Origin of the sequence: Streptomyces sp. NPDC049541 (assembly GCF_044465725.1) — a bacterium.
In the GTDB taxonomy this organism is placed as follows: Bacteria; Actinomycetota; Actinomycetes; order Streptomycetales; family Streptomycetaceae; genus Streptomyces.
Map to the genome: position 1 here is coordinate 294856 of NZ_JBITLY010000007.1, position 26038 is coordinate 320893.

Annotated in this window: 23 protein-coding genes and 1 pseudogene; 11 read left to right on the forward strand and 13 right to left on the reverse strand. The window is 71.5% G+C overall.

The features are described from left to right. Nucleotides 1-52: 52 nt before the first annotated feature. Entirely contained in the window at nucleotides 53-1798 is a 1746-nt protein-coding gene (locus ACIBW9_RS26945; RefSeq protein WP_398959230.1) for a hypothetical protein, read from the reverse strand. A 461-nt stretch (nucleotides 1799-2259) separates the two neighbouring features. After that, nucleotides 2260-2522, reverse strand: a pseudogene (locus tag ACIBW9_RS26950) (amidohydrolase family protein); the annotation flags it as partial. Between the two features lie 157 nt (nucleotides 2523-2679). Between ACIBW9_RS26950 and ACIBW9_RS26955 the strand changes: the two are divergent. Continuing rightward, the gene (locus tag ACIBW9_RS26955; RefSeq protein WP_115911314.1) at nucleotides 2680-3072 is read left to right on the forward strand and encodes a VOC family protein; all 393 of its coding nucleotides are present in this window, start codon (nucleotides 2680-2682) and stop codon (nucleotides 3070-3072) included. 175 nt (nucleotides 3073-3247) lie between these two features. Here the strand turns inward: ACIBW9_RS26955 and ACIBW9_RS26960 are convergent, their stop codons facing one another. Further along, nucleotides 3248-3532: a DUF4235 domain-containing protein gene (locus ACIBW9_RS26960; protein WP_398959689.1), complete on the reverse strand. Its 285-nt coding sequence runs from the start codon at nucleotides 3530-3532 to the stop codon at nucleotides 3248-3250. Between the two features lie 42 nt (nucleotides 3533-3574). Further along, entirely contained in the window at nucleotides 3575-4588 is a 1014-nt protein-coding gene (locus ACIBW9_RS26965) for a glutathione S-transferase family protein (RefSeq protein WP_398959232.1), read from the reverse strand. 49 nt (nucleotides 4589-4637) lie between these two features. Here ACIBW9_RS26965 and ACIBW9_RS26970 point away from each other — a divergent pair, with 49 nt between their 5' ends. Further along, a complete protein-coding gene (locus ACIBW9_RS26970; RefSeq protein WP_398959234.1) occupies nucleotides 4638-5699 on the forward strand; it encodes a cation diffusion facilitator family transporter in 1062 nt (353 codons plus the stop codon). A gap of 126 nt (nucleotides 5700-5825) precedes the next feature. On the opposite strand, the gene ACIBW9_RS26975 is transcribed toward ACIBW9_RS26970, so the two are convergent. After that, nucleotides 5826-6278: a nitroreductase family deazaflavin-dependent oxidoreductase gene (locus tag ACIBW9_RS26975; protein ID WP_398959691.1), complete on the reverse strand. Its 453-nt coding sequence runs from the start codon at nucleotides 6276-6278 to the stop codon at nucleotides 5826-5828. Nucleotides 6279-6453: 175 nt separating this feature from the next. Further along, nucleotides 6454-6609 carry a hypothetical protein gene (locus tag ACIBW9_RS26980; RefSeq protein WP_398959236.1) on the reverse strand — a complete coding sequence of 52 codons (156 nt, stop codon included), beginning with the start codon at nucleotides 6607-6609 and terminating at the stop codon, nucleotides 6454-6456. Here ACIBW9_RS26980 and ACIBW9_RS26985 point away from each other — a divergent pair. Both ACIBW9_RS26985 and ACIBW9_RS26990 read left to right on the forward strand, forming a co-directional pair. Next, on the forward strand, nucleotides 6608-7807 hold the full coding sequence (locus ACIBW9_RS26985) for a cytochrome P450 (RefSeq protein WP_398959238.1): 1200 nt from the start codon (nucleotides 6608-6610) through the stop codon (nucleotides 7805-7807). The two genes, ACIBW9_RS26980 and ACIBW9_RS26985, sit on opposite strands and share 2 nt — an antisense overlap. Nucleotides 7808-7820: 13 nt before the next feature. Beyond that, nucleotides 7821-8027: a ferredoxin gene (locus ACIBW9_RS26990; RefSeq protein WP_344401312.1), complete on the forward strand. Its 207-nt coding sequence runs from the start codon at nucleotides 7821-7823 to the stop codon at nucleotides 8025-8027. A gap of 107 nt (nucleotides 8028-8134) precedes the next feature. Here the strand turns inward: ACIBW9_RS26990 and ACIBW9_RS26995 are convergent, their stop codons facing one another. Then, nucleotides 8135-8686, reverse strand: coding sequence for a TetR/AcrR family transcriptional regulator (locus ACIBW9_RS26995; RefSeq protein ID WP_398959240.1), 552 nt, complete (start codon nucleotides 8684-8686; stop codon nucleotides 8135-8137). A gap of 128 nt (nucleotides 8687-8814) precedes the next feature. Between ACIBW9_RS26995 and ACIBW9_RS27000 the strand changes: the two genes are divergently transcribed. Together ACIBW9_RS27000 and ACIBW9_RS27005 are read left to right on the forward strand one after the other, a co-directional pair. Next, on the forward strand, nucleotides 8815-9276 hold the full coding sequence (locus ACIBW9_RS27000) for a nuclear transport factor 2 family protein (RefSeq protein WP_398959242.1): 462 nt from the start codon (nucleotides 8815-8817) through the stop codon (nucleotides 9274-9276). Nucleotides 9277-9300: 24 nt separating this feature from the next. Next, on the forward strand, nucleotides 9301-9834 hold the full coding sequence (locus ACIBW9_RS27005) for a flavoprotein (protein WP_398959244.1): 534 nt from the start codon (nucleotides 9301-9303) through the stop codon (nucleotides 9832-9834). 4 nt (nucleotides 9835-9838) lie between these two features. On the opposite strand, the gene ACIBW9_RS27010 is transcribed toward ACIBW9_RS27005, so the two are convergent. Further along, the gene (locus tag ACIBW9_RS27010) at nucleotides 9839-10702 is read right to left on the reverse strand and encodes a hypothetical protein (protein WP_398959246.1); all 864 of its coding nucleotides are present in this window, start codon (nucleotides 10700-10702) and stop codon (nucleotides 9839-9841) included. Nucleotides 10703-10914: 212 nt separating this feature from the next. Here ACIBW9_RS27010 and ACIBW9_RS27015 point away from each other — a divergent pair, with 212 nt between their 5' ends. Next, a complete protein-coding gene (locus ACIBW9_RS27015) occupies nucleotides 10915-11886 on the forward strand; it encodes an aldo/keto reductase (protein ID WP_398959248.1) in 972 nt (323 codons plus the stop codon). Between the two features lie 16 nt (nucleotides 11887-11902). On the opposite strand, the gene ACIBW9_RS27020 is transcribed toward ACIBW9_RS27015, so the two are convergent. Further along, complete coding sequence (locus ACIBW9_RS27020; RefSeq protein ID WP_398959250.1) at nucleotides 11903-12721, reverse strand: phytanoyl-CoA dioxygenase family protein; 819 nt, start codon at nucleotides 12719-12721, stop codon at nucleotides 11903-11905. A 64-nt stretch (nucleotides 12722-12785) separates the two neighbouring features. Here ACIBW9_RS27020 and ACIBW9_RS27025 point away from each other — a divergent pair, with 64 nt between their 5' ends. Both ACIBW9_RS27025 and ACIBW9_RS27030 read left to right on the forward strand, forming a co-directional pair. After that, nucleotides 12786-13703, forward strand: a complete 918-nt coding sequence (locus ACIBW9_RS27025) for a helix-turn-helix domain-containing protein (protein WP_398959252.1) — start codon at nucleotides 12786-12788, stop codon at nucleotides 13701-13703. A gap of 372 nt (nucleotides 13704-14075) precedes the next feature. Then, nucleotides 14076-15935: a ricin-type beta-trefoil lectin domain protein gene (locus ACIBW9_RS27030; protein ID WP_398959254.1), complete on the forward strand. Its 1860-nt coding sequence runs from the start codon at nucleotides 14076-14078 to the stop codon at nucleotides 15933-15935. Between the two features lie 9 nt (nucleotides 15936-15944). On the opposite strand, the gene ACIBW9_RS27035 is transcribed toward ACIBW9_RS27030, so the two are convergent. From ACIBW9_RS27035 to ACIBW9_RS27045, 3 genes are all read right to left on the reverse strand, one after another. Beyond that, on the reverse strand, nucleotides 15945-17198 hold the full coding sequence (locus tag ACIBW9_RS27035; RefSeq protein WP_398959693.1) for an SLC13 family permease: 1254 nt from the start codon (nucleotides 17196-17198) through the stop codon (nucleotides 15945-15947). An 82-nt stretch (nucleotides 17199-17280) separates the two neighbouring features. Further along, nucleotides 17281-17964 (reverse strand): DUF4232 domain-containing protein, encoded by a 684-nt coding sequence (locus ACIBW9_RS27040; protein ID WP_398959256.1) that lies wholly within the window; start codon nucleotides 17962-17964, stop codon nucleotides 17281-17283. 128 nt (nucleotides 17965-18092) lie between these two features. Beyond that, nucleotides 18093-19457 (reverse strand): serine/threonine-protein kinase, encoded by a 1365-nt coding sequence (locus ACIBW9_RS27045; protein WP_398959258.1) that lies wholly within the window; start codon nucleotides 19455-19457, stop codon nucleotides 18093-18095. Between the two features lie 19 nt (nucleotides 19458-19476). Here ACIBW9_RS27045 and ACIBW9_RS27050 point away from each other — a divergent pair, with 19 nt between their 5' ends. Further along, nucleotides 19477-20046 (forward strand): RNA polymerase sigma factor, encoded by a 570-nt coding sequence (locus ACIBW9_RS27050; RefSeq protein ID WP_398959260.1) that lies wholly within the window; start codon nucleotides 19477-19479, stop codon nucleotides 20044-20046. A 121-nt stretch (nucleotides 20047-20167) separates the two neighbouring features. Here the strand turns inward: ACIBW9_RS27050 and ACIBW9_RS27055 are convergent, their stop codons facing one another. Further along, entirely contained in the window at nucleotides 20168-22540 is a 2373-nt protein-coding gene (locus ACIBW9_RS27055) for a SpoIIE family protein phosphatase (protein WP_398959262.1), read from the reverse strand. A 257-nt stretch (nucleotides 22541-22797) separates the two neighbouring features. Here ACIBW9_RS27055 and ACIBW9_RS27060 point away from each other — a divergent pair, with 257 nt between their 5' ends. Beyond that, nucleotides 22798-25893: a glycoside hydrolase family 2 TIM barrel-domain containing protein gene (locus tag ACIBW9_RS27060; protein ID WP_398959264.1), complete on the forward strand. Its 3096-nt coding sequence runs from the start codon at nucleotides 22798-22800 to the stop codon at nucleotides 25891-25893. The last annotated feature ends 145 nt before the right edge of the window (nucleotides 25894-26038 follow it).

Genomic DNA, 26038 nt, shown 5'->3' on the forward strand with positions numbered 1-26038 from the left:
CCGGAAACCGGCCGGGCAGCAGCGTTTTCCCATGCGGCCGGCCGGTCGTCCCTCAGCCGTCGAGCCAGTCGCCTGTGACGCTCGTGGGACGGTGTCCCGTGGCGTTCCAGATGAAGTGCGGGTGGGCGCAGCCGAACATGTAGGAGAGCAGCGCGGTGTCCTCCCTCCCGGTCCGGGGGTCGTACAGGGTGGAGAACATTTCGGATCCGACGGCGCCGGCGTCCTGTTGGACCTGCCGAGCTCGGTCCGGGGACGGCGCGTCCATGGATGCCTCCACGGCGGCGATGTAGGTGCGTCGAAGGATCTCCCATGCGCTGCCGGTGCTGCCCTGCCAGGGGCCGTGCAGTGCTTCGAAGGCGTGGAGCTCGGCGTCGAAGAGGGGCCAGGTCCGGGGGAATTGGGCTCGGCAGAGTGCGGACAGCTCGGCGGTCCGGGTGCTCAGGGTCGGTGCGGTGGGCCGCGGGGCGAGGGTGAGGGTGGTGCCGTGGGTGAGGATGCCGGCGCATGCGTTGGGCTGCAGGTCGCACAGCGGGCACTCCTCGGCCGGCGGCAGGCCCTGGGTGATGCCGTCGAACCACAGGGCGTGGCGGCCCGTGAGCCCCATCCAGACGATGGTGCTGTTCATCAGCCAGGTGTTCCACATCGGGTGGTGCGCCTCGGGCATGCACCCGTACTTGATGAGGGCGATCGTGCAGGCGGCGTAGAGGGCCTTGGTGTGGGTGGGGATGTCGGCGAGCCAGAAGTTGCTGATCTCGCCGGTGAGGGAGTCGACTCGTACGTCGGCCATGTCGTCGATGACGCGGCACAGCAGCAGGGAGGCGAGGTGTTCCTCCTGCCAGAGTTCGGCGTCGGGTGAGACATGCCAGAACAGGCAGTCCAGCATCTGCAGGGCTGAATAGGCGCTCTGGCTCAGCGGGTTGGTCTGGGGGAGTCTCGCGCCGCCCGCTTGGTGCTGTTGGAGCCAGTACTCGTCGGCGGATCGCTTGTGGGCTGCGTAGAGTCCGCAGACCAGGGCCCGTGCGCTGTTGGTGCTGAAATTCTCGGCCAGGCGGTCTTCGACGAGTCGGATGACGCTCGCGGTGTCGATGGTGTCGATCACGCGCTTGTACTCGTGGAAGACGAGGATGTCGTCCTCGAAACGGTGGCGGAGGCCAAGGTCTCGTTCCAGGTCGTTCAACTGCCGGACCCAGATCCATCCTGCGGTGAGGACGCTGTCTAGTTCCTCGCGGTACGGCCAGGCCTTGACGGTGAGGGGACGACCGGCGCTCTGCCGCCAGTTGTAGTCAGCCAGCGTGCGTACGGGGGGTGCGGGCAGCCGACGGCACAGCGGGCAGGTGCAGGCGGTTGTCTGCTCCTCCGCACGCGGCGGGGTGAGTGCCCGGGTCCGCCAGGCTCCCTCCAGCATCGTGCAGGTCAGTCGGCAGATCTCGATATCGGTGCTGACCTGGGGGAAGGCCGTTTCGATCATGCGCAGGCCGGCATCGAGGTGCCGCAACCTGGCGTAGCCCTCTTCGTCGGGCGGGAGGAACGCGGGTTGCGCCAGGTGGAGGGCTCCCGCCACGTGCAGCGGGTTACTGGAGCCGGGGGATATGAGTGCGGGGGATATGAGTGCGTCCAGCCGCTGCCGAGCGGCGTTCTGGCTGTTTCGGTACTCCTCCGTGCTTCCCTTGATGCGTTCTTCCAGGAGGCGGGCCAGGGCGTTCGCCGCCTCGGCGGGCTGCAGCGGGGTGCTCGGCTGCGCCGGGATCAAGCTGTCGACGGACGCCTGCGGAACCGTACCTGCGACTGGGGATTTCACACCGGTCTCCCATCAAGCTGTGGACATGACAAAGCGATCGATCGGCCATGGTGAGGGGCCGGCCGTGCCCGAGAGTCTTCTGTGCCTTCCGCGGCGGCCTCGCCGGTCGCCTGCGCGGTGGGTCAGGCGAAGCGCAACCACCGGGTCCGGGGTGCGCTACGGCTGGAGGAAGGCAAGGGAATGCCGTGATCTCTGCTGACGGGAGTGTCGAAGGGGAGATCGAGCGTGACGTCCTGAGGCATGCGCTTCCTTCCGGGAGACGGCGATGCAGAGTCCCCCCGGCCCTGCGAACGGGTGGCCGAAATGGCCACCCGTGCCCTCGAACTGAGCTTCCATGGCCGAAAGTTGAACCGAGAAGCGTTACGAGGCTGCCCAGAGCGTAAATGATCTACGCGTGACCTCACCGTGATGTGCGTTACTGCTTACGCCTCATGAGCTGCGTACACTGCCTGCCCTCCCACCTAGGTCAGGTCCACAGCCGTCTGTGCGATCGCCTCGCCCGGCCCGTCGAACGGGTGACGGTCCAGGACCACCAGATCGGCGAGCGCCCCGACTGGATCCGGCCGGTGTCGTCGAAGGGTTCCAGGGCCGATCCCGCGGTGTACACGGTCAACGCCTCGGCGAGGCCGATGCGTTCGCCCGGCAGGAACACCGGGGCGCCGTGGCCGTCGGGTGTCACGCGGTTGACCGCGACATGGATCCCCTGCAGCGGGTCAGGACCTGCTGTCGAGCGCCGCGGCGGCACGGCCGGCGGAGATCCGGGCACGGCCGGGCGGGGCGGGGAGCGGACGGTCGCCGACTGAATCCGCCGGACCGGGATATCCGTGAGGTACAGGGCCGCGGGGCACGAAGTCCCGGGCCCCGGACCGTTCGGAGGAGACATGCCACTGGTGGAAGCGGGTTATCTGGTGCTCGACTGCCTCGAGCCCGAGAAGCTCGCCGTGTTCTACAAGGAGCTGCTGGCGGCCGAGGAGACGGACGCGACCGCCAACCGCGTGGAGATCAGGGGCGCCGACGGCATCCGGCTGGCCTTCCGCCGCGACGTGAACGCGACGCCGCCCAGCTGGCCGCGCCCCGAGAACTCCCTCCAGGTCCATCTGGACTTCATGGTGGAGGACCTGGACGCGGTGGAGCGCAAGGTGATCGAACTCGGCGGACGCCCCTTGGACACGAAGGACGCGTCCGGCCCCTTCGAGGAACGCGGCTACGCCGACCCGGCAGGCCACTCCTTCACCCTGCGCCGCACCACACCGACGGCGCCCAAGCAGGGCTGAGATCCAGGGCTTGTCCGCCGGATCACGCCAGCTGCGCGGGACGGTCGAAGCGGTGCGGTTCCCCGCGCCCAAAAGGGGCGCGGGGCTGTGTCGACATGAGGCTCCGCGCGGGGCGCGACGCCACGACGGCGCCGCAGACGATCGACGGACATCGCCGCACTGCCCCGCGGAGCGTCTAGTCCCGGCCGCCCTGGTCGGCGGCCGGCCAGACGCCGGTCGAGCGCTCGATGGCCTTCGCTCCCGTGCGGTCCACCGCACTGCGCACCACGGCGAACAGGGCGCCCTGGACCGCCGCGGCGAGCAGGATCTCTCCCCAGCCGCGGTCCCGGTCGAGGGCGTCGGGCGCGTCCTCCTCGTGCCGCAGCGCCATCCATGTCTTGCGGAAGGCGAGGGAGGCGATGGCACCGCTGGCCCACCCCATGGCGAACCCCAGCGGCTTGTAGGCGAGGGGCAGCTTCATTTTCCTCTTCTTCGTCTTCGCCACGTCTGTCTCCTTCGTCGGTCAGGGCCGGCCCGGCCCGGCAACCACCTCGTCCGCCGGGACGGGCCCCGGCGGCGTCCCGTCGCCGAACGGCCGGCCGCCCAGCTCCTCGCGGTGATGAGGCGTCAGCCACCCGGACAGGTCCGGCCCGAGGGGCACGATCCGGGTCGGGTTGATGCCGGTGTGCACCTGGTAGTAGTGCCGCTTGATGTGATCGAAGTCGACGGTGTCACCGAAGCCGGGCGTCTGGTAGAGGTCGCGGGCGTACGCCCACAGGACCGGGTTCTCCGCGAGCTTGAAGCGGTTGCACTTGAAGTGACCGTGGTAGACGGCGTCGAAACGCACCAGCGTGGTGAACAGCCGGATGTCCGCCTCGGTGATCGTGTCGCCGACCAGGTACCGCTGCCGCTCGAGCCGCGATGCCAGCAGCTCCAGCCGCCGGAAGACACCGGCGCATGCGGCCTCGTACTCCTCCTGGTCCGTGGCGAAACCCGCCCGGTACACACCGTTGTTGACGTCCTCGTAGACGTCCGCCATCACCGAGTCGATCTCGTCGCGCAGGGCGTACGGATACAGGTCGGGTGCCCCCTCGCGGTGCAGGGCCCGCCATTCGGTGGCCAGGTCCAGGGTGAGCTGCTGGTAGTCGTTGGTGACCAGCTTCCCGCTGGGTATGTCGACGATCGCGGGCACGCTCACGCCGCCCGGGTACCCGGTCTCCCGCCGGTCGTAGGCCTCGCTGAGGAAGCGGATGCCGAGGACCGGGTCGCGTCCGTCCGGGTCCAGGGAGAAGCGCCAGCTGCGGTCGTCCTGGATCGGGTCGGCGATGCCCAGGGACAGGGCTTCCTCGAGGCCGAGCAGCCGGCGTGAGACCAGCGCCCGGCTCGCCCAGGGACAGGCACGGCTGGCCACCAGCCGGTAACGGCCCGCCTCCACCGGCCACCCGTCCCGGCCGTCCGCCGTGATCCGGTCCGTGAAGTGGCTCTTGGACCGCTTGAACGCCGTCTGCCCGTAGCTGCTGTTGCCCCCGCCGCCCATGGTTCCTCCCTGCGTCGCATGTCCCCTGACAAGGGGTTCCCCGTCTCTGATGACCGGGTTCCCCGCATTCCCCCGATTCCCCCGAATTCCCCGCGCGCGGTGTGAGCCGCCACGAGCGGGGCAGTCGGCGAGGGTGAGCGGGACATCCTCGACAACCTCGGACGACAAGGCGGACCGCAGGACACACGTCACCGTGCTGGTGGCGCTCGCCGCCAATCTGCTGATCGCGGTGGCCAAGGCCGCCGGCGGCCTGCTGGCCGGATCACCGGCGCTGCTGTCGGAGGCGGCGCACTCGGTGGCCGACAGTTTCAACGAGGTCTTCCTGCTGGCCGCGCTGCGCCGCAGCCGCCGCCCACCAGACAAACGGCATCCCTTCGGCTATGGCAAGGAACGGTTCTTCTGGTCGCTCCTGGCAGCCGTCGGGATCTTCGTCATGGGCGGCTGCTTCTCCTTCTTCCAGGGCGCCGAGGCCCTCAAGAACGGGGCCGAGGAGAAACTGAGCGGTTATGTCGCGGGCCTGGTCGTGCTCGGCGTCGCCTTCGTCGCGGAGGGCGTCTCACTGGCGCGGGCCCTGCACCAGGTGCGCCGCCAGGGCGGCACACAGGGCATGCGCGACCCGGCGCTGCGCACGGTGGTCGCCGAGGACGGCACGGCGGTGCTCGGCGTGACGCTGGCCGCCGTGGGCATGGCGCTGCACATGGTCACCGGGCAGGTGGTGTGGGAGGCGTCCGCCTCGCTGGCCATCGGCGCCCTGCTTGTCTTCGTCGCCTACCGCCTGGGCCGCGAGGCCCGCGACCAGCTGATCGGGGAGTCCGCGGACCCGCGCACGGCGGCCCGGATCCGGTCCCTGCTGGAGGCGCAGCCCGAGATCGACAGCGTGGAGGCCCTGTTCACGATGAAGACGGGCCTCGACACGGTCCTCGTGGCCGCCCGCGTCGACCTGGTGCCCGGCCTGGACAGCGAGCAGGTCGAGGAGGTCGCCGTGCGGATCAAGCGGTCCCTCGCGAACACCGTGCCCGAGGCCGCCGAGATCTTCCTCGACATCACCGACCGGCCGGCCGACGAGGCACGGGAAAGCCCCGCCGCGACGGGGGAACGCGGCGGGGCCTGACGCACGCTTGCCCGGCGGCAACCGCTTCATGCGTCCTGGAACGAAGATTTTTTTCCGGCCCGGTTCAGCCGCCGGTCGGGCGGCTGTGGGAGCGCCCGTTTCCGGGACGGCCGAAGCCGGCCGGGTTCAGTGCTCCCCGTCCGCGGGTTCCAGCACGAACACCGGGATCTCCCGGTCCGTCTTCTTCTGGTAGTCGGCATACGGCGGATAGGCCGCCACGGCACGCTTCCACCACTCGGCCTTCTCCGCGCCGGTGACCTCGCGGGCCGTCATGTCCTGCTTGGCGGGCCCGTCCTGGAGCTCCACACGGGGATCGGCCTTGACGTTGTGGTACCAGACCGGGTGCTTGGGCGCGCCGCCCTGCGAGGCGACCAGGGCGTAGCGACCCTCGTGCTCGACGCGCATCAAAGGCGTCTTGCGGATCTTGCCGCTCTTCGCACCCCGGGTCGTGACCAGGACGACGGGCATGCCGGTGTCGAGGAGGGTCGTCCCCTTCGTGCCACCGGAGCTCTCGTACAGCTCCACCTGATCGCGTACCCACTGCTCCGGGCTGGGTTCGTACTCGCCCTCAAGAGGCATGTTCATCCGTCCCATCGTCGAGTTCTGCAGCTGACTGGCACCGCTTCAACACCGGTGCGCGCAGGATTCATCCATACCGCACTGCCCTCCGGGGACGCGATCACGCCACTCGCCGGCGGACCGGTCACCGGCCGGCCCCTCGACGGCTGCGGACATGGCCGGATGGTGGAGACGGCTACGGCCTCTCCGGCCCGGTCCAGATGCCCGAGCGAGCATCCCCGGCCAGAATGCCCGCGCCACCGATCTGGCCGAACTTCACGTCGTCCCATAGATGCCCCGGGCATCTAATGAAGATCTGCACGACGCACTCTTCGTCTGCGAGGTCTTCCATGACGGAAACGGAACCCGTCGCCTTCCCCCAGGACCGGACCTGCCCCTACCACCCGCCCACCGCCTACGACCCGTTGCGCGCCACCCGCCCGCTGAGCCGGATCACGCTCTACGACGGCCGTCCGGCCTGGCTCGTCACCGGGCACGCCCTCGCCCGCGAGCTCCTCTCCGACCAGCGCCTGTCGACCGACCGCACCCATCCCGACTTCCCGGCACCGACCGAGCGGTTCGCCGCGGTGAAGAACCGGAGGGTCGCCCTCCTCGGCGTCGACGACCCGAAACACCGCACACAGCGGCGGATGATGGTGCCCAGCTTCACCCTCAGGCGCGCCACCGAACTGCGGCCGCAGATCCAGCGCATCGTGGACGAGCGGCTCGACGCGGTGATCGCGCAGGGACCGCCCGCCGAGCTGGTGAACGCCTTCGCGCTGCCCGTGCCGTCGATGGTCATCTGCGCGCTGCTCGGCGTCCCGTATGCCGACCACGAGTTCTTCGAGGGACAGTCACGCCGGCTGCTGCGCGGCCCCACGGCCGACGACGTGCAGGACGCGCGCAACCAACTGGACGCTTACTTCGAGGAGTTGATCGACAGCAAGCTGAAACAGCCCGAGCCCGGCGACGGCGTGCTGGACGAACTCGTCCACCAGCAGCTGCGCGAGGGAGTGCTCGACCGCCAGGAGGTCATCTCGTTCGCGACCATCCTGCTGGTCGCCGGCCATGAGACGACCGCCAACATGATCTCCCTGGGCACCTTCACCCTCCTCCAGCACCCGGAGCAGCTGGCCGAGTTGCGCGGCAACCCCGAGCTGCTGCCCGGCGCCGTGGAGGAGCTGATGCGCATGCTGTCGATCGCGGACGGTCTGCTGCGCCGGGCCACCGAGGACATCGAGGCCGGCGGCACGACGATCCGGGCGGGTGACGGCGTGGTCTTCGCGACCTCGGTCATCAACCGCGACCAGGACGTCTACCCCGCCCCCGACACCCTCGACTGGCACCGCTCGGCCCGCCACCACGTGGCGTTCGGCTTCGGCGTCCACCAGTGCCTCGGCCAGAACCTGGCCCGCGCCGAGCTGGAGATCGCCCTGCACACCCTCTTCGACCGGCTGCCCACGCTGCGCCTGGCCGCCCCGGCCGACGAGATTCCCTTCAAACCCGGCGACACGATCCAGGGGATGCTGGAACTCCCCGTGACCTGGTAAGAGGCTCAAGGCCATGCACACCGACACACATATCGAGATCGACAAGGACGTCTGTATCGGCGCGGGCCAGTGCGCCCTGGCCGCACCGGGCGTCTTCACCCAGGACGACGACGGATTCAGCACGCTGCTGCCGGGACGGGAGGACGGCGGCGGCGACCCGATGGTGCGCGAAGCGGCCCGGGCCTGCCCGGTCGGCGCGATCACCGTGTCGGGGGGCTGAGAGCCCGGGTCCGAGTCCCGCTCGGAGTCGTCCGGGGGTCGCTGCCGGCGCGAAGCAGAGAGCGTCCCAGGCGGCGGGCGCCCGGACGGGCCCTGAGGGCCCCGGGCTCAGCCCGCCCGCAGCAGCAGCCGGGCCGCCTCGCGCGCCTCCCGGGCGGGTTCCGTGCTCCGAGCGATCCCGGCGGTGACCATGGCGCCCTCGGCCAGCAGGAACAGCTGCCCGGCCAGGGCGCCGGGCAGCCCTGCATCCGCCACGAGCCCGCCGAGATACCCCCGGAAAGCCTCCTTGTGCGCCCGCACCTGGGCCGCCACCCGGGCCGACGAGGCGCCCAGCTCGCCGTAGGAATTGATCCACGCGCACCCACGGAAGCCGTCCTCGCCGAACCACAGCTCCAGCCAGTCGAAGACCGCCAGGATCCGCTCCTCGGGCCCCTCCTGCCGCTGGACGAACTCGGCCAGGCGGGCGCGCCAGCGCACGTCGCGCCGCTCCAGATACGCCTCCACCAGCTGCTCCTTTGCCGGGAACAGCTGGTAGAGCCGCTTGAGCGAGACGCCTGAGGCGCCGCGGATGTCGTCCATGCCGACGGACTTGATGCCCCGCCCGTAGAACAGCTCCTCCGCGGCATCCAGCGCCTGCTCACGGGCGACTGCACTGTCCATGACGGCCATGCGGCGTGCGACCTCCCCTTGATGTGCTCGCTTGACGCGAGAACGAGCGTTCTCCTACGGTAGCAGCCCGGAGGAGAACGATCGTTCTCTGCCGCGGTCCGCCCGTCGAGGAGGAACTCATGGCCGCCGACCGCCCGCCCCTGCCCCCGTTCACCCGCGAAACGGCCGCGCAGAAGGTCCAGGCCGCCGAGGACGCCTGGAACACCCGCGACCCGCACAAGGTGGCGCTCGCCTACTCGGAGGACTCGGTGTGGCGCAACCGCGACACCTTCGTCACCGGGCGGGCCGAGATCGTCGAGCTGCTGACCGCGAAGTGGGAGCGCGAGCTGGACTACGCGCTGCGCAAGGACCTGTGGGCCTTCGACGGCAACCGCATCGCGGTCCGCTTCCAGTACGAGTCCCACGACGCCGACGGCCAGTGGTGGCGCTCCTACGGCAACGAGCTGTGGGAGTTCGACGAGCACGGCCTGATGACCCGGCGCGAGGCGAGCATCAACGACGTGCCGATCGAGGAGAACCAGCGCCGCATCCACGGCCCGCGGCCCGAGGCCGAACGGGAACGGTCCTTCCCGCTCGCCTGAGACCACGGTGAGTAGGGTTCGCGGATGACCGAACAGGCCGAGAAGCCCTTTCTCTACGTCGTCGTGTGCGCCGCCGGGATCGCCGCGGACGTCAGCAAGCTCATCACCGCCGCCCAGGAGCGGGACTGGGAGGTCGGCGTCATCGCCACACCGGTCGCCATGAACGGCTTCTTCGACACCGCCGCCGTCCAGGCGCAGACCGGCCGCCCCATACGCTCCGCCTGGCGCACCCCCGGCGACCCGCGCCCCTTCCCGCCGCCGGATGCCGTCGTGGTCGCGCCCGCCACCTTCAACACCGTCAACAAATGGGCGGCCGGGCTCGCCGACACCCTCGCGGTGGCCACCCTGTGCGAGACCTACGGCCTGGGCGTCCCGGTCGCCGTACTCCCGTGCGTGGCCGACGCGCTGGCCGCCCATCCCGCCTACCGGGACAGCCTGGTGCGGCTGCGCGGGATGGGCGTCCGGTTCGGCGAGCCGTACTCCGGCGAGCCGGACGAGGACGGCACTCGAGCGGAGTTCGGCTGGGAGCGGGCGCTGGATCTGGTCGAACGGCGGTGACGGGTCAGGCGCAGCGGACCGTCGGTCCCGCGAGCATGCCCCCGGTGTACAGCGCCTGGCCCTGCGGCATCCAGTAGCCCAGTTTGGAGACGACCGTGGAACAGGCGGACCCCACCGAGGCGCGGACCACGACCGTGGCCGGATGACCCGGCTGCAGGTCGGTGAGGGCGCAGTCGAGGGCGTACGCGTTCCTGGTCGTCGCGGGATAGCGGCCGGTCAGCGGGTTGACGCAGCGGGCGTCCGACGTGGACAGCCGCACCCCCGAACTCTCCTCCCCGATCAGCCCGAACCGCGCGCTGCCGTCGCCCTGTTCGCTGTCACGGTGGATCCGGTACGTCAGTGTGGTCTCCGCACCGCGCCGGAGCGTGGTCCGGTCGACCTCGATGCGGTGCGTGGCCGGCGGCTTGGCTGCGGTCAGGGTCAGCGTGGCGTGGACGGTGCCGTGCAGGTTCAGGCCGGGGGGCGACGACTTCACGCGGACGTCGGCCGTCACGTCGTACGTCCCCGGGCCGGGATACTCGCCGCCTCCGGGGAGCTTTCCCGAGGCGGCCGTCACGCCGCCCTTTTGCGCGGTCCAGGTGCCCGAGGTCAGACAGGCGCGGTCGTCGTCGTCCTCTCCCGGACCGGTGCAGGTCGCCGGAGCCGACACCGCCATCGTCGGGGTGCCGCTGCCCGCGCACAGACTGACCACGGCACGCTGCCCGTTCGCGCCCCGCAGGACCCCCGCGGGTGCGCACAGCGTCGACGGTTCCGGCGGGGGACTCGGACTGCTCCATGCGGGCGAGACCAGCATGAGGGGCAGGGCGAGGGTCGGCGCCGCCGTTCCCATCAGGAGCTTCGGCTTCGGCTTCGTCGCACGTGTCGGCATCGGGTTCCTCCCGCGGGGCCAGGACCGGCCGGGCGCCGGTCACCTGCGCCGAGGATGCGCGAGCGCGCCGACCGCCCGGCGGCTCCCACGCCGGGCGGTCACCTGCGGGCAGCAACGGCCGGGGCCCCGGCCGCCCGGGGGTGTGCTGCTCCGAGGGCGGGCGAGGCCGTACGCTCCCCTTCGTACCCATCCCGAAGGCAGGAGCAGCAACGATGCAGTACGTGAAGCTCGGTTCGACGGGCCTGGACGTGTCGCGGGTCTGTCTCGGCTGTATGACCTACGGCCTGCCCGACCGCGGCGTGCACGAGTGGACGCTCGACGAGGAGGCCTCGCGTCCGCTGATCCGGCAGGCGCTGGAGGCCGGGATCAACTTCTTCGACACGGCCAACGTGTACTCCGACGGCACCAGCGAGGAGATCGTCGGCAAGGCGCTGCGCGACTTCGCAGCGCGCGACGAGATCGTGCTGGCGACGAAGGTGCACGGCCGGATGCGCCCCGGACCCAACGGCGCCGGCCTGTCCCGCAAGGCGATCATGACGGAGATCGACCACAGCCTGAGCCGGCTCGGCACCGACTACGTCGACCTGTACCAGATCCACCGCTTCGACCCGCACACCCCGGTCGAGGAGACCATGGAGGCCCTGCACGACCTGGTGAAGGCGGGCAAGGTGCGTTACATCGGGGCGAGTTCGATGTACGCCTGGCAGTTCTCCAAGATGCAGTACACGGCCGAGCGGCACGGCTGGACCAAGTTCGTGTCCATGCAGAACCACTACAACCTCCTCTACCGCGAGGAGGAGCGCGAGATGCTGCCGCTCTGCGCCGACCAGGGCGTCGGCGTCCTGCCCTGGAGCCCGCTCGCCCGTGGCCGCCTCACCCGGGACTGGGGCACGGTGACCGAGCGCAGCGCGGGCGACAACTTCGGCAGCCGCCTCTACCCGGAGGGCGACCGCACCATCGTCGAGGCCGTCACCCGCATCGCGAACGACCGCGCCGTCCCGCGCGCCCAGGTCGCCCTGGCCTGGCTGCTGCACCAGGACACGGTGGCGGCCCCCATCGTCGGCGCCGCCAAGCCGCACCACATCGAGGACGCCGTGGCCGCCGTCGAACTAGAGCTCAGCGACAAGGAGATCGAGGAGCTGGAGGCCCCCTACTCCCCGCACCCCGTCGTCGGTCACAGCTGATATCCGCCAGGGGCGGCTAATGGGGCCCGTGCGGTGCGAACTCCGTGCCGCACGGGCCCGCTCCCTCACTCTGCGCCAGGGCCACCCGCTCGCCGTCCATGGTGAGGGTGCGGTAGTAGTGACCGATGCGCTGCGCCGACCGCCCCACGTAGTGGCCGATGAACGACCGGCGGAAGCGGTCGGTGGTCCCGTTGGGCTGCGAGCCGTGCACCAGGCTGCCGTTGAAGAACAGGACGTCCCCCGGCGCCATGTCGACCGGCACGGTCGCAAGGCCCGGCGGTGGCGCAACGTACTCCCGTGCGAACGACACCGCTGCGTCCGCCTCCTCCGGGCAGAACAGATCCATGCGGTGCGTACCGGGGACGACCTCCAGACCGCCGTTGTCCCGTCCGATCACGTCACAGGCCACCCAGGCCGCCACACAGGTGCCCGGCTCCACCCGCAGATAGAAGTTGTCCTGGTGCAGCGCCTGCCCCCGCGCGCCCGGCGGCTTGAAGTAGAACATGCTCTGGGCGGCCAGGACCTCCTCGCCGAGCAGCGCCTCCAGCGCCCTGCGCAGCCGGGCGTCGAGCAGCATGCGCAGCGCCGTCCCGCTGATCTCGTGCGGGTGCATCACCCGCGGGTAGGCCGCGAGCGGATCCGCGGACGCGCGCGGCTCGAAGTGCCCGGGCACCGGCCCGGCCGCGTGCAGCGCCGCGAACTCCGCACAGAGCCGGTCGATCTCGTCGGGTCCGAACAGTCCGCGTGCGACCGTGAACCCGTCCTCCTCGAACTGCCTCAGCCCGTCCCGGGTGAGGATGGGGGCGTCGACGGCGCCGATATCCATGGCTGTCATGTGTCCGCTCCTTCGATCGGGTGCCCTCGGCTCATCACGCTAGGTCGCCGTGGGTTTCAGGAGGATGCCCGTGAACGCTGACGGATTGCCCGAGACTGCTGCACCCGGCGATCCCGCCCCGCCGCCCGGTCTTGTCGTGGTCGGCCGCTACGACCGTCTTGAGGGCTACGGCGTCAACCGGCCGCGCGGCGCGGACAGCTGGCTGTTCACCTGGACCACGGGCGGGCACGGCCGGCTGCGCCAGGGCGCGGTCGAGGCACGGGCCGGTGCGGGCGACCTGGTGGTGCTCGCCCCGGGCGTCGGGCACGAGTACGCGGTCGAACCCGGCTCCCCCAGCTGGCAGTTCTGGTGGGTGCACTGCCAGGCACGCCCGTCCTGGGCGCCGTGGCTGCGGCCGTACGACACCGGCGACGGACTGTTCGTCGTCACGCCGACCCCGACCGCCCTGCACGACCGGGTCGACGAGGCCTTCCGCCGGATGCTCGCCGACGCCCGCTGGACCGGCAGCGGGGCACCACCCGCGGCCGCGCCGGACGACCGGGTCGCCGTGGCGCACGGCACCGCGGCGCGGGAGCTCGCCCTGTCCTCCCTGGAGGAGATCGTCCTGCTCACCGCCGCCACCGCGCGCACCCCGGCGCCGCCGCCCGGCGTCGACGGCAGGCTGCGCCGCGCCGAGGCGCTGATCGCCGCCGACCCGGGCGCCCCGCACACCGTGCGCTCGCTCGCCGAAAGCGTCTCCCTGTCGCCCTCCCGGTTCGCCCACCTGTTCACCCGGCAACTGGGCCAGTCCCCGATGCGCGCCCTGCGCGAGGCCCGGCTGCGGCATGCCGCCCGGCTCCTGGAGAGCACCGACCTGTCCGTGGACCGGGTGGCCGCCGCCTCGGGGTTCGCCAGCCCGTTCCACTTCAACCGGGTCTTCCGCACACGCTACGGAGTGCCGCCCGGCGCCTACCGAAGAGCCGGCTCAATGGTTGAGACGTGAACCGTGGCACTCCGTCCGGCCCGTGGAATGGGCCGTGGAACGCCTGTTCAATGGTTGCGGAGCGATCCGCGCGCCGACCAACTGAATCTCCTTTCCCATTGCCGTGCGGACAGGCTTGACCGTTCGTCAAATTTCATCGGCGGGCCGACGAGGCAGAAAACCGCTGGATCTCTTGTTAGGTCTGCCTGACCTGTGCAAAGGTGTGCCCTGTCGGCGCACGGACAATACTTTTTCCGGCCGTGTGTACGAGGCGGCTCCCGTTCGACCTGCGTTCCAAAAGAGCTTCCCCAGGTGGACGTTGGAGCTGCCGAATCCTGTACCCATACCTTTTGGTATGGACTTTATGACGCATGTCCCGAGAGGAATGCAGCCGTGAAAGACGCGGGCCTGTCGAATTCCCCCACGCCCGACCGCCGGTTCTTCGTGACGGACGAACAGCTGAGCGCGGAACTGAAGAAGTGGACGGGGACGACGCCCGCGCTGCAGCCCGTCGGTGAACTGCTCGACCGGCACTGGGAAGCGGCGTTCGCCTATGCCCGGCTGTGCACCGACGGCCCGGCTTCGGCGGGAATGCTCACGACCGCCGCATTCACGCGGCTCTTCGGCGAAACCCTGCGGCAGAACGGGCCGACCTCCGCCTGGCGGCCCCAACTCCTCGTCACCGTCCGCCGGATCGCCGCGGAGTGGGACAACGACCACCGACGGGAACACCTGCACCCCGAGCTGTCCTCCGAGGACGGCGACCGGGTCGCGGCCCGTCTGCTCCCGCCGTCCGACCGCCGGCTGCTGTCCGGGGCCTTCCAGCGGCTGCCCCAGTCGGCCCGCTGCCTGCTGTGGCATGTCGAGGTCGAGGCGGAGGCGCTGGGGACACCCGCCGGCCTGCTGGGCATCGAGGAGCAGGACGCCGCCGTCGAACTGGAGCGGGCCCGCGAACGGCTGCGCGAGGAGTGCCTCCAGGTCCACCGCGAACTCGCCCCCGAGCAGGAGTGCCGGCGCTATCTGCGGATGCTGGACGTGACCTACCGGCGCGGCGGAGTCGAGATCGACCCCGACCTGAACACCCACCTGGCCGGCTGCAGACACTGCAGCCACACCGCCGACCAGCTGGCGCAGTTCAACCAGGGACTCGGCCTCGCGCTGGCCGAGGCGGTGCTCGGCTGGGGCGCGCGGGCGTATGTGGAGTCCCGGCTGGCCTCGCCGACCGAGGAGTCCAGCGCCCTGCCCCCGGAGATCCCCCTCCCGCCGATGCCGGGCGAGCCCTTCGCCCCCACCCACCCCGCGCCGGGCACCGGCCCCCGTCCCGGTGGCCGCTCCGCCGCCCGCCGTGCCGCCCACAAGGCCGCCCGGCACGCGGCCGCCCGCCGCCGCAATCTCGCCGCGGCCGTCGTGACGGTCAGCGGGCTGGTGGTCCTCCCGCTGGTTCTGTGGTCCGTCCTCGGCTCCGGTGACGGCACCACCAAGGCCGACGGCGACCACCCCTCCGAGACCCCCGGCAGCGGCACGGGCACACCGTCCGCGGCCCCCTCGTGGGTCGGCACCGGCACGGGCTCCCAGGGCACCGTGCGCGGCAAGCTGCACAACGCCGACTCCGGGCTGTGCGTCGCCGTCGTCGGCAAGAAGGCCGTCAAGGGAGCCGAGACCGAACTCGCCGACTGCTCCTCGCCGTCCGTCCAGCAGTGGACGTACGAGACCGACGGCCGGCTGCGCAGTGCCACGGACCCCGACCTGTGCCTGGACTCCCACCTCGGCTACTCGGTGCAGCTCGCCCCCTGCACGGGCGCCTCCGAGCCGGGTGCCAAGAACATCCGCTACGACTTCACCCTGCAGGGCACCCTGGTGCCGCGCTGGAACCAGGACCTGTCCCTGACCCCCGCGGCCACCGACGGCTCGGGCGCCCTGGTGGTCAAGGCCCGCAACGACGGCACCGCCCAGCGTTGGGTGTTCGACACCTCCAAGACCGACCTGCAGATGCAGGTGGTCAACTGGGACGCGGACAACAGCCCCTCGCCCACCCCGAAGGCCACGCCCAAGGCCGCGAGGACACCGAGCCCCACCCCCACGCCGTCCGCGGCTCCCTCGACCGCGTGGCCGACGCCGACCGGCCCCTACCCCTCGAACCCGTACTGCTCCTACAACCCGTCCGCCTGCGGATGGGGCGGCTACGGCTCGGGCCCCGGATACGGCTACGGATACGGCAACGGCTACGGCTACGGCGGTGGCGGCCACCACTGACCGTCAGGCTCAGCCCGCCACCTGCAGCGACAGCCACAGCGCCGCCACGGCCGCGACGAGCGCGGCCGGGGTGGCGACCAGCCCGAGCCGGGTGAACTCCCCGAGCTGCACCTCCTGGCCGTGCCGCTGCACGATGCGCCGCCACAGCAGCGTCGCAAGCGAGCCCGCGTACGTCAGGTTCGGGCCGATGTTCACCCCGAGCAGCACGGCCAGCACCGCACCGGGCCCGCCGGCGGCGGTCAGCGGCAGCAGGACCAGTACCGCGGGCAGGTTGTTGATCAGGTTCGCCAGCACGGCGGCCAGCGCGGCGATGCCCAGCAGCGCGAGCAGTCCCGTGCCGCCGGGCAGCACATGGCCGAGGGCGTCGGCGAGCCCGTTGTCGACCACCGCCCGCACCACGATGCCGAGCGCGAGGACGAACGCCAGGAACGCAGGGGACGAGGCCCGCACCACCGACAGCGGGGTCGCCCTGCGCCGTACGAGCGCGCGGCCGGCCAGCACCAGCGCGCCCGCCGCGGCCACCCAGGCCGGATCGATGCCGACCGCGGAGGCCACGACGAAGCCGCCCAGCGTGCACCCCACGGTGACCAGCGCGAACAGCGGCAGCGCGGGCGGCTCACCGGGTTCGGGGGAGTGGTCGGACGCGGCCAGGTCCTCGTCGAAGAATCGCCGGAAGACCAGATACTCGGCGCCGATCGCGACCAGCCACGGCAGCGCCATCAGCGCCGCGAACCGGGTGAAGCTCAGCCCGCTCGCCTCGAAGGCCAGCAGGTTGGTGAGGTTGGAGACGGGCAGCAGCAGCGAGGCCGTGTTCGACAGGTGGGCGCACGCGTAGAGATGCGGTCTGGCCCGCACGCCGGCCCGGGCGGCGGTGGCGAGCACCACCGGCGTCAGCAGCACCACCGTGGCGTCCAGGCTGAGCACGGCAGTGATCGTCGACGCCAGCACGAAGACCGCCGCGAGCAGCCGCTCGGGAGAGCCCGCCGCCCGCTGGGCCATCCACGCCCCGCACGCCTGGAACAGCCCCTCCACATCACAGAAGTGGGCCAGCACCAGCACGGCGGCCAGGAAGCCGATGACAGGACCGAGGCTGGCGGCCTCCGCCCGGGCGTGGTCCAGGGAGATCGCGCCGGTGGCGATCACGATCCCCGCAGCCGGGACCGCCAGCACGGCCTCCGGCAGGCCCTTCGGGCGCAGCACCGCCCAGGCGAGGACCGCGACGAGCAGGGCGGCGGAGAGTATTTCGGCGAGCGCGGTGTTCAGGGCAGGGTCCTTCAGGGTGGATCAGCGCGGGACCTTCAATGAAAACAGGTCACGGTAAGAGTCCAGCCGGGGCCCCGCCAGCTCAGGGACCGGTGCCCGGGCTGAGCACCGTCAGGAACACCGAGGAGGCGTTGCCGGAGGCGGGGACCTGGCCGCCCTTCCAGGTCACCGTGAGATGGTCGCGCTCGTCGGGGGGCGTCACCAGGAGCGAGGCGGGGGTGGCCGCGTGGGCGCCGCTGACGTCCGGGTTGGAGAAGGTCAGCCCCGCCCAGGCGCTCTTGCCCGGCGCCAGCGTCACCGTCGTGGGACTGCCCGAGGAGCGCTTCGGGTCCGGGCCCAGCTGCCGCCCGGACGCGTCCACGAACGCGGCACCGGGATAGCCGCGCACCGTGCAGGTGCGGGAAGAGGCGTTGGTCAGGACGACCGGGAAGTTCTCCTGTCCGGCACCGGGGTCGTTCTGCCCGACGGCCGCCCGCAGCTCCGAGGTGTGGCAACGGCCTCCCGTGGTGCCGGCCGGCGTGGACTGCGCCGCCGACGCGGTCAGGGTGGCCTCGCCGGGAGCAGTGCTCGCCGTGGAGGCGGACGCGCTCGCCGGGTCGGTGCTGTGGTCTCCGCCGGTGGCGGGCGCGGCCGTACCGGGCAGCGTCGTCGGAGCGCTCGCCGAGCCGCCGTTGCCGCTGCTGCCGCAGGCCGTCAGCAGACCGAGCACCGCGACCGCACTCGCGAGCAGGGCCGCCCGGTGGACGGAGGGTGACTTCTTCGCCATGTGCCTCAACACTCCCGGAGATACCTCGCACACGTCGTGGCGTGTACGTACGGCGCTGATGTGCCCCGTCATGCAGGTCCGATGCATGCCGGGACGGAAAAGTTCGCGCGCGGCCGGAGTGTTCCGCCTCAGCTTCCGACGCGTACGGAGGCGAGGATGCTGTCGGTCGCCGACGCTCGGCCGCTCTGTCGGATCTGTACGTACACCCGAGTCTGCGCGCTGCCGCCCGCCGGGGCGAGCGCGGCCTCGGTGACCGACCCGCCGCCCGGGCAGCCGTCCCAGGTGCGGACCCTGCCGTGCCACACGGTGCCGGTGGGGGCGCGGGCGCCGTCGTAGTGGCAGCCCGGGTGGGTGAGGGCGTTCACCGCGGCCATGAGGTCGCCGTGCTCGCTCAGGCCCACCAGCACGCCGTTGACCTGGGCCGTCAGGTCCTGCCATGCGGTCAGGCGGTCCGCGACGGCGAACCCCGGCTCATGCCCGGCAGGCAGGCCGAGCGCCCGTGGGTCCCACCCGGAGTCGCGCACCTGCCGGTCCCAGCCGCGGGGCACCACGGCGACCACCCTGCCGGTCGTGTCCGAGACCCGCACATCCGTGGTGGCCGGGGCCTGCCGGTCGACCAGCGTCAGCGTCACACCCGCGGCCGCGACCACGGCCACGGCACCCGTCAGGGCGAGGGCCGTCCGGTGTCCTCGGGGCCGCTGACGGGAGGCGGCGAGCCGTTCCAGCTCCTGCGCGAAGGCCTCGGCATCGGGCCAGCGGCGGCCGCGGTCCGGCGCCAGCGCCCGCATCAGGGCCCGCCGGACGGCAGGGGCCAGATCCGGTCGCAGCCGGTCGGGCCGTACGACCCTGCCCGGCTCACCCGGAACCGCGCCGGTGACCAGGTGGTAGGCGACCGCTCCCAGGCTGTACACATCGGCCCGGGCGTCGATGCCCGCGCCGGGTTCGGCCTGCTCGGGCGGCCGGTATCCCGCCGAACCGGCGGCCTGCGTGAGCCCGGACGCCTCCGCCAGACTCTTGGCGAGCCCCAGGTCGGCCAGCAGCACCCGCGGCCCGTCGTCGGGGGAGGAGCACAGCAGCACATTGCTCGGCTTGATGTCCCGGTGCACGATCCCCGCCGCATGCAGCGCCGCCGCACCACGGGCGGCCAGCGCCGTCAGCCGCAGCGCCTCCGCCACCGGCAGCGAACCGCCGGCCGGCAGCTCGGCGAGGGTGCCGCCGTCCGCGTACTCCATCACGAAGTACGGCCTCCCGTCCGGGAGTTCACCGATGTCGTAGACCTGCACCACCCGGTCCGAACCCGCCCGCCGCAGCATCCGCGCCTCGGCCAGGAACCGCTCGCGCACATCGAGCCGGTGGGACCAGTTGTCGGCGAGGACCTTGACCGCGACCGGCGCGTCGAGCTCGTCGTCATGGGCCAGCCAGACCGTGCCGAACGCACCCGTGCCCAGGCGCCGTTCGAGGCGGTAGCGCCCGATCCGCTCGACGGAATGCATACGACTATCATGCCTGGACGTGGATCGTTCCCGAGGAGAGCCTCAGGTCGCGCCCACCGAGGACCTGGCCCGCAGCGCCGCGGCGGGCGACCCGGCGGCGCTGGAGGGACTGCTCCGGGCGATCGGGCCCGAGGTCGTCCGGCGCTGCGGCCGGTTCCTGCCCTGCCGCGAGGACGCGGAGGAGGCCGCGCAGGACGTCCTGCTCCAGGTCGCCCGGAAGATCTCCACGTTCCAGGGCCGCAGCCGCTTCAGCACCTGGCTCTACACGGTCGTCGCCAACTGCTGCCGCCAGAAGTACCGCGAACTCAAGCGGCGCTCGGCCGAACAACCGGCCCCGATCGACGCGGGCCGGCTCACCGACCCCCGCACGACCAGCGTCATCGCCGGCTCCCGCCTCGACCTGCTGGAGGCCCTGGAACGCCTGGAGCGCGAACATCCCCAACTCGTCGACCCCCTGGTCTACCGGGACATCTGCCAGCTCGACTACGCCGAGGCCGCCGACCGCGCAGGCATCCCCCTCGGCACCTTCAAGTCCCGCCTCCACGAGGCCCGCAAACATGTCAGGCCCTGGCTCGCGGAGGAGCCCTGAGCAGGGGCAGGCGGATTGCGCGGCGGTTCGGCAGCGCCCCAAAGGGGCGCGGGGAACTGCGCGACCAGCCACAACGCACCGGCAGACGGGAGGCGACCCCACCGCGCAGCCCCGCGGAGCGTCACTCGTCGAGCAGCCCGATCTCCGCCCAGATGGTCTTCCCGTCGGCCGTGTGCCGGCTCCCCCAGCGCTGCGTGAGCTGAGCGACCAGCAGCAGCCCCCGCCCGCCCTCGTCCCACGTCTTCGCCCGCCGCAGATGCGGAGCCGTGTGGCTGGTGTCCGACACCTCGCAGATCAGCGTGGCCTCGTCGTGGATCAGCCGCAGCCGGATGGGGTGCGCGCCGTACCGGATCGCGTTCGTGACGAGCTCGCTCACCACCAGCTCGGCGGTGAACGCCGCCTCCTGCAGCCCCCAGCCGTCCAGCTGCTCGACGACCTGCTTGCGGATCGGCGCGACCAGCGCCGGGTCGGCGGGGATGTGCCAGGTCGCCACCTGCGAGGACGGCAGTCCGCGGGTGCGGGCCAGCAGCAGGGCCACGTCGTCCAGAGCGCCGCCCGAGGGCAGCAGAGTGTGCAGCACCCGGTCGCAGGTCTCGTCCAGCGAGTCGGAGTACGTCTCCAGCGCGTCGCACAGCATCCGGTGGCTGGCGTCGACGTCCCGGTCGCGGGTCTCGATCAGCCCGTCCGTGTAGAACGACAGCACGCTGCCCTCACGCAGCTCCAGCTCGGCCGACTCGAACGGCAGCCCGCCGAGGCCAAGCGGTGGCCCGGCCGGAAGCTCCACCTGCTGCGGAACGCCGCCCGGCGGGACCACGACCGGCGGCGGGTGTCCGGCCCGGGCCAGGGTGCAGCGCCGCGACACCGGGTCGTAGACCGCGTACAGACAGGTGGCGCCCACCTCGCCGGGGCTGCCGTCGTTGCCGGCCTCCGCGGACAGCCGGACGACCAGATCGTCCAGATGCGTGAGCAACTCGTCGGGGGCGAGGTCTATGTCGGCGAGGGTGCGCACGGCGGTGCGCAGCCGGCCCATGGTGGCCGAGGCCTGGATGCCGTGCCCGACGACGTCCCCGACGACCATGGCGACCCGCATCCCGGACAGCGGGATCACGTCGAACCAGTCACCGCCCACACCCGCCCGGGCCGCGGGCAGATAGCGGGAGGCGGCATCCACGGCGGCCGTGCGGGGCAGTGAGCGGGGCAGCAGGCTGCGCTGCAGGGCGAGGGCGGTCTCCCGTTCGCGGGAGAAGCGGCGGGCGTTGTCGATGCAGACGGCGGCCCGTGTCGTGATCTCCTCCGCCAGCAGCACGTCGTCCGCGGAGAAGGGGTCCGGCCGCCGGAACCGGGTGAGGACCGCGACCCCGAGGGTCTGGCCGCGGGCCTGGATCGGCACGGACATCGTGGAGTGGATGCCGTACTCCTTGACCCGCTCGGCGCGAGTCTTGTGCCAGCTGAGCCACTGGTCGAGGGCGCCCGAGGAGACGGACGCGACGATCGTGCGGCCCGCGATCAACGAGTCGGCCTGGGGCGAGCCCGCGGGGTAGTGCTCCAGCTCCCCGGGCTGCAGGACGGCCTCGGGCGTGCCGGGATTGACCGAGAGGTGTGCGGCGCGGCGCAGTCCGACGGGGGCGGTCAGCCTGCGCGGGGGCTCGCCGCCGTGTTCCTGGAGGTCCAGGAGGTCGACGCTGACCAGGTCGGCGAGGGCGGGCACGAGAACGTCCGCCAGCTCCTGCGTCGTACGGGTGACGTCAAGCGTGGAGCCGATGCGCACACTCGCCTCGTTGACCAGTTGCAGCCGCTCCCGCGCGAGGTAGTTGTCGGTGAAGTCGTGCGCGGCCAGGCACACGCCCCGCACCCGCCCCTCGGCGTCCGTGACCGGCGCCATCCGGGCCAGCCAGGCGTGTGCGCGGTCCTCGCCGCCGGTGCGCATGTACGTCTGGACGTCCAGCGGGCGCCCGGTGGTGAGCACGTGCACCATGTGCTCCTCGAGCTCCTCGCTCTGCGGCTTGCCGCCGATCTCGGCGAGGCGAAGCCCCCGCATGCGCTCCTCGGGCAGGCCGATCACGCCGACCATGGCGTCGTTGACCCTTCTCAGCCTCAGCCGCTCGTCGTACACGGCGACCGCGCAGGGCGACTGGGTGAGCGCCGCCTGGGCCAGCGGGTCGTCGGGGGAGTGCGGGGCGTCGCCGTCCAGCGGGCTGAAGAGGAGCCACCGGCCGGGCGTGTCGTCCTGCGACGGACGATGGTGGGCGAGCAGCCAGACGGACACCTCGTGGCCGTCGCGGTGGCGCAGTGCGACCGTGCCGTGCCAGCGGGCCCCGCCGGGCGCGAGGACATCCTTGTCGACCAGCAGGTTCCGGCCGGGATGGCCCACGACCTCGTCGACCGGCCAGCCCAGCAGCCGTTCCGCACCCGCGTTCCACTCGACGAGCGTGCCGGATTCATCGATGACAGCCCGCGCCGTCGCGGCCTCGTCGAACGGATACTCCGGGCTCATCGTCGCCACTCCATCGCGAACACTCACAGTGAACCGCCGGGTCACTTGAGTTCCAGCCTAGTCCGTCGCCGAGCGCCACGGACGGGAACCCCCTTGGGGGCGCGGCGGCCCCGGTCAAGGGGCAATTCCGGCCGTTGTGACGCGTGGGGCAGAAGAGCGTTCCCGCACCCTTGACGGCTCTGTGTGGCGTCCCGTCAGAATCTGTTTGTTCGCGATCAGTTGTGAGTACTTCTGGGCCCTGATGAAGGGGAGCCGCCATGACAGTGACTCGGAGATCGGTTCTGCTCGCCTCCGCCGCCGCGCCGGCCGCCGGAGCGCTTCTTGCCACCCCGGTGGCCCGGGCCGCCGAGGCGGCCGCGGGCGGCACCGGCCGCCGCACCGTCGCCCTGCGCGACGGCTGGCGTTTCGCGCTGGTCAACCCTGACGGGATCACCGATCCGAGCGGCGCCTACGCACAGGCCGCCGACCCCGGCTACGACGACTCGGGCTGGCGCGAGGTGGCGGTGCCGCACGACTGGAGCATCGAGCAGACCCCGACCACCGAGCACGGCACCACCAGCGGCACCGGCTTCTTCCCCGGTGGCCTCGGCTGGTACCGCCTCGCCTTCACCCTGCCGCCCGCCTTCGCCGGCAAGCGGATCTCGGTGGAGTTCGACGGCGCCTACATGGACTCCTACGTCTACTGCAACGGCACCCAGGCCGGCCGGCACCCCTACGGCTACACCGGCTTCGCCTTCGACCTGACCGATCTGCTGCACACCGACGGCAGCACCGAGAACGTGATCGCCGTCAAGGTGCAGAACCAGCTCCCCAGCAGCCGCTGGTACTCGGGCAGCGGCATCTACCGCGAGGCCCGCCTGGTCGTCACCGAGCCGGTGCACGTCGAGCGCTGGGGCACCTACGTCACCACGCCGGACATCACCGGCGAGCGGGCCCTCGTACGCGTACGGACCTCGGTGGTGAACGAGTCGGGCGCCGCGAGCCAGGTCGAGATCCGCTCGACGGTCAAGGACCCCGACGGCCGTACGGTGGCCCGCGCGGCCACCACGGTCGCGGTCACCGACAGGGCGGCCGAGACCCACGAACTCACCGTTCCCCGGCCCAAGTTGTGGGACATCGAGGCCCCGCACCGCTACACCCTGGAGACCGAACTGCGCGTCGGCGGCCGGACCGTCGACACCTATCGCACCCCCTTCGGTATCCGCACCTACCGCTTCGACCCCGACGAGGGCTTCTCCCTCAACGGCACCCACACCAAGATCAAGGGCGTCGACCTGCACCACGACCAGGGTGCCCTCGGAGCCGCGATCAGCATCGACGCCGTGCGCCGGCAGATGACCCTCATGAAGTCGATGGGGGTCAACGCCTTCCGCACCTCGCACAACCCGCCCTCGCCGCAGATGATCCAGGTCTGTGAGGAACTGGGCATCGTGATGATGGTGGAGGCCTTCGACTGCTGGCGGACCGGCAAGACGAAGTACGACTACGGCCGCTTCTTCGACGAGTGGTGCGAGAAGGACGCCACCGAGATGGTCCTCGCGGCCCGCAACTCGCCCGCCGTGGTGCTGTGGTCCATCGGCAACGAGATACCCGACTCCACCTCCACCGCCGGACTCGCCATGGCGGACAGGATCATCGGTGCCATCAAGGCGGCGGACGGCACCCGGCCGGTCGTCATCGGCTCGAACAAGTACCACGGCGTGCCCGCCACCGGCTCCGCCGCCGACCTCATGCTCGCCAAGCTGGACGGCCTCGGCCTCAACTACAACACCGCCAAGTCGGTCGACGCCCTGCACGCCAAGTATCCCAGGCTGTTCCTCTTCGAGTCGGAGTCCTCCTCGGAGACCTCGACCCGCGGCTCCTACCAGGAGCCGGAGCACCTCAACACCGGCGAGAACCACACACCCGGCCGACGCGAGGTCTCCTCCTACGACAACAACCTGGCCTCATGGACCATGAGCGGCGAGTACGGCCACAAGAAGGACCGGGACCGCAAGTGGTTCGCCGGGCAGTTCCTGTGGTCCGGCATCGACTACATCGGCGAGCCGACCCCGTACGACGTGTTCCCGGTCAAGGCGTCCTTCTTCGGCGCGGTCGACACGGCCGGCTTCCCCAAGGACATGTACTACCTGTTCCGGAGCCAGTGGACCAGCGAGCCCATGGTCCATCTGCTGCCCATGAGCTGGAACCACGAGCCGGGCGACACGGTCGAGGTGTGGGCCTACTCCAACGTCGACACCGTGGAGCTGTACCTCAACGGAAAGTCCCTCGGCACCCGCACCTTCGACACGAAGAGGACCACGGACGGCCGTACGTATCTGGAGACCACGGAGGCCACCGGCGACGACAAGACCTTCACCACCGGCCCCTACCCCGGCAGTTACACCAGCCCGAACGGCAGCGCCGGCAAGCTGCACCTGACCTGGAAAGTGCCGTTCCAGCCGGGCGAGTTGAAGGCGGTGGCCCGCAGGGACGGCAAGGTGGTCGCCACCGATGTGCTGCGCACGGCGGGCGAACCGCATGCCGTACGGCTCACGGTGGACCGCAAGTCCCTCGCCGCGGACGGGCGTTCCCTGGCCTTCGTGACCGCGGACGTCGTCGACGCCCGCGGGGTGGTGGTGCCCGACGCCGAGCATCTGATCACCTTCGAGGTGACGGGCGGATCCCTCGCCGGGCTCGACAACGGCCGGGAGGAGAGCGCCGAGCGCTACCAGGCCACCACCCGTACCGCCTTCCACGGCAAGGCCCTTGCGATCGTCCGCGCCGGCACCAAGGCCGGCACCCTGAAGGTGACCGCACGCGCGGAGGGCCTGCGGACGGGAACGGCCACCGCGCGCACCACGCCCGCCCGGTCGGCCGCGACCACCCCGGCGGCCGCCTTCGGGCCTGAGCACCCGGCGCCCCCGAACTACCCGTATGCGGACGCCAGTTACTCCGGCCGCCCGGACACCCTGCCCGCCGCGATGCTCGACGGCGACGCGGCCACCGGCTGGTCCAACGCCTTCACCAAGGCGGCCACGGCCCTGCTGCCCGCCTTCAACGGCGCGCGGGAAAGGGACTGGGTCTCGGTGGACTACGGGCGGGCCCGGACCTTCGACCGGGTGGAGGTCTCCTTCACGGTTGACGCGACACACAGCCTGCCCGCGTCGATCGAGGCGGCCGTGTGGGACGGCCGCCGGTACGCGCCCGTCACCGGGACGGCGGTCGACTGGGCCACCGCCTCGGACGAGCCCACCGTCCTCAGCTTCGACGCGGTACGTGGCTCCCGTCTGCGGCTCACGCTGACCAGCGCTCATCCGAGCGAACTCCTCGGGGCCCTGCGGATCAGCAAGTTGGACGCACCGGGCGGCTGAGCGGCCGGAGCGGTCCGGGCGGGAAACCAGTCCCGTCCGGACCGTTGACGGAATGTCATGGCGCAAACAAACATGAGCTGCGTCCGCATCTGGGAGCGCTCCCACCCTGTTGGGTCCGGCGAGCGTCACCCGTACCTCCGCCCGA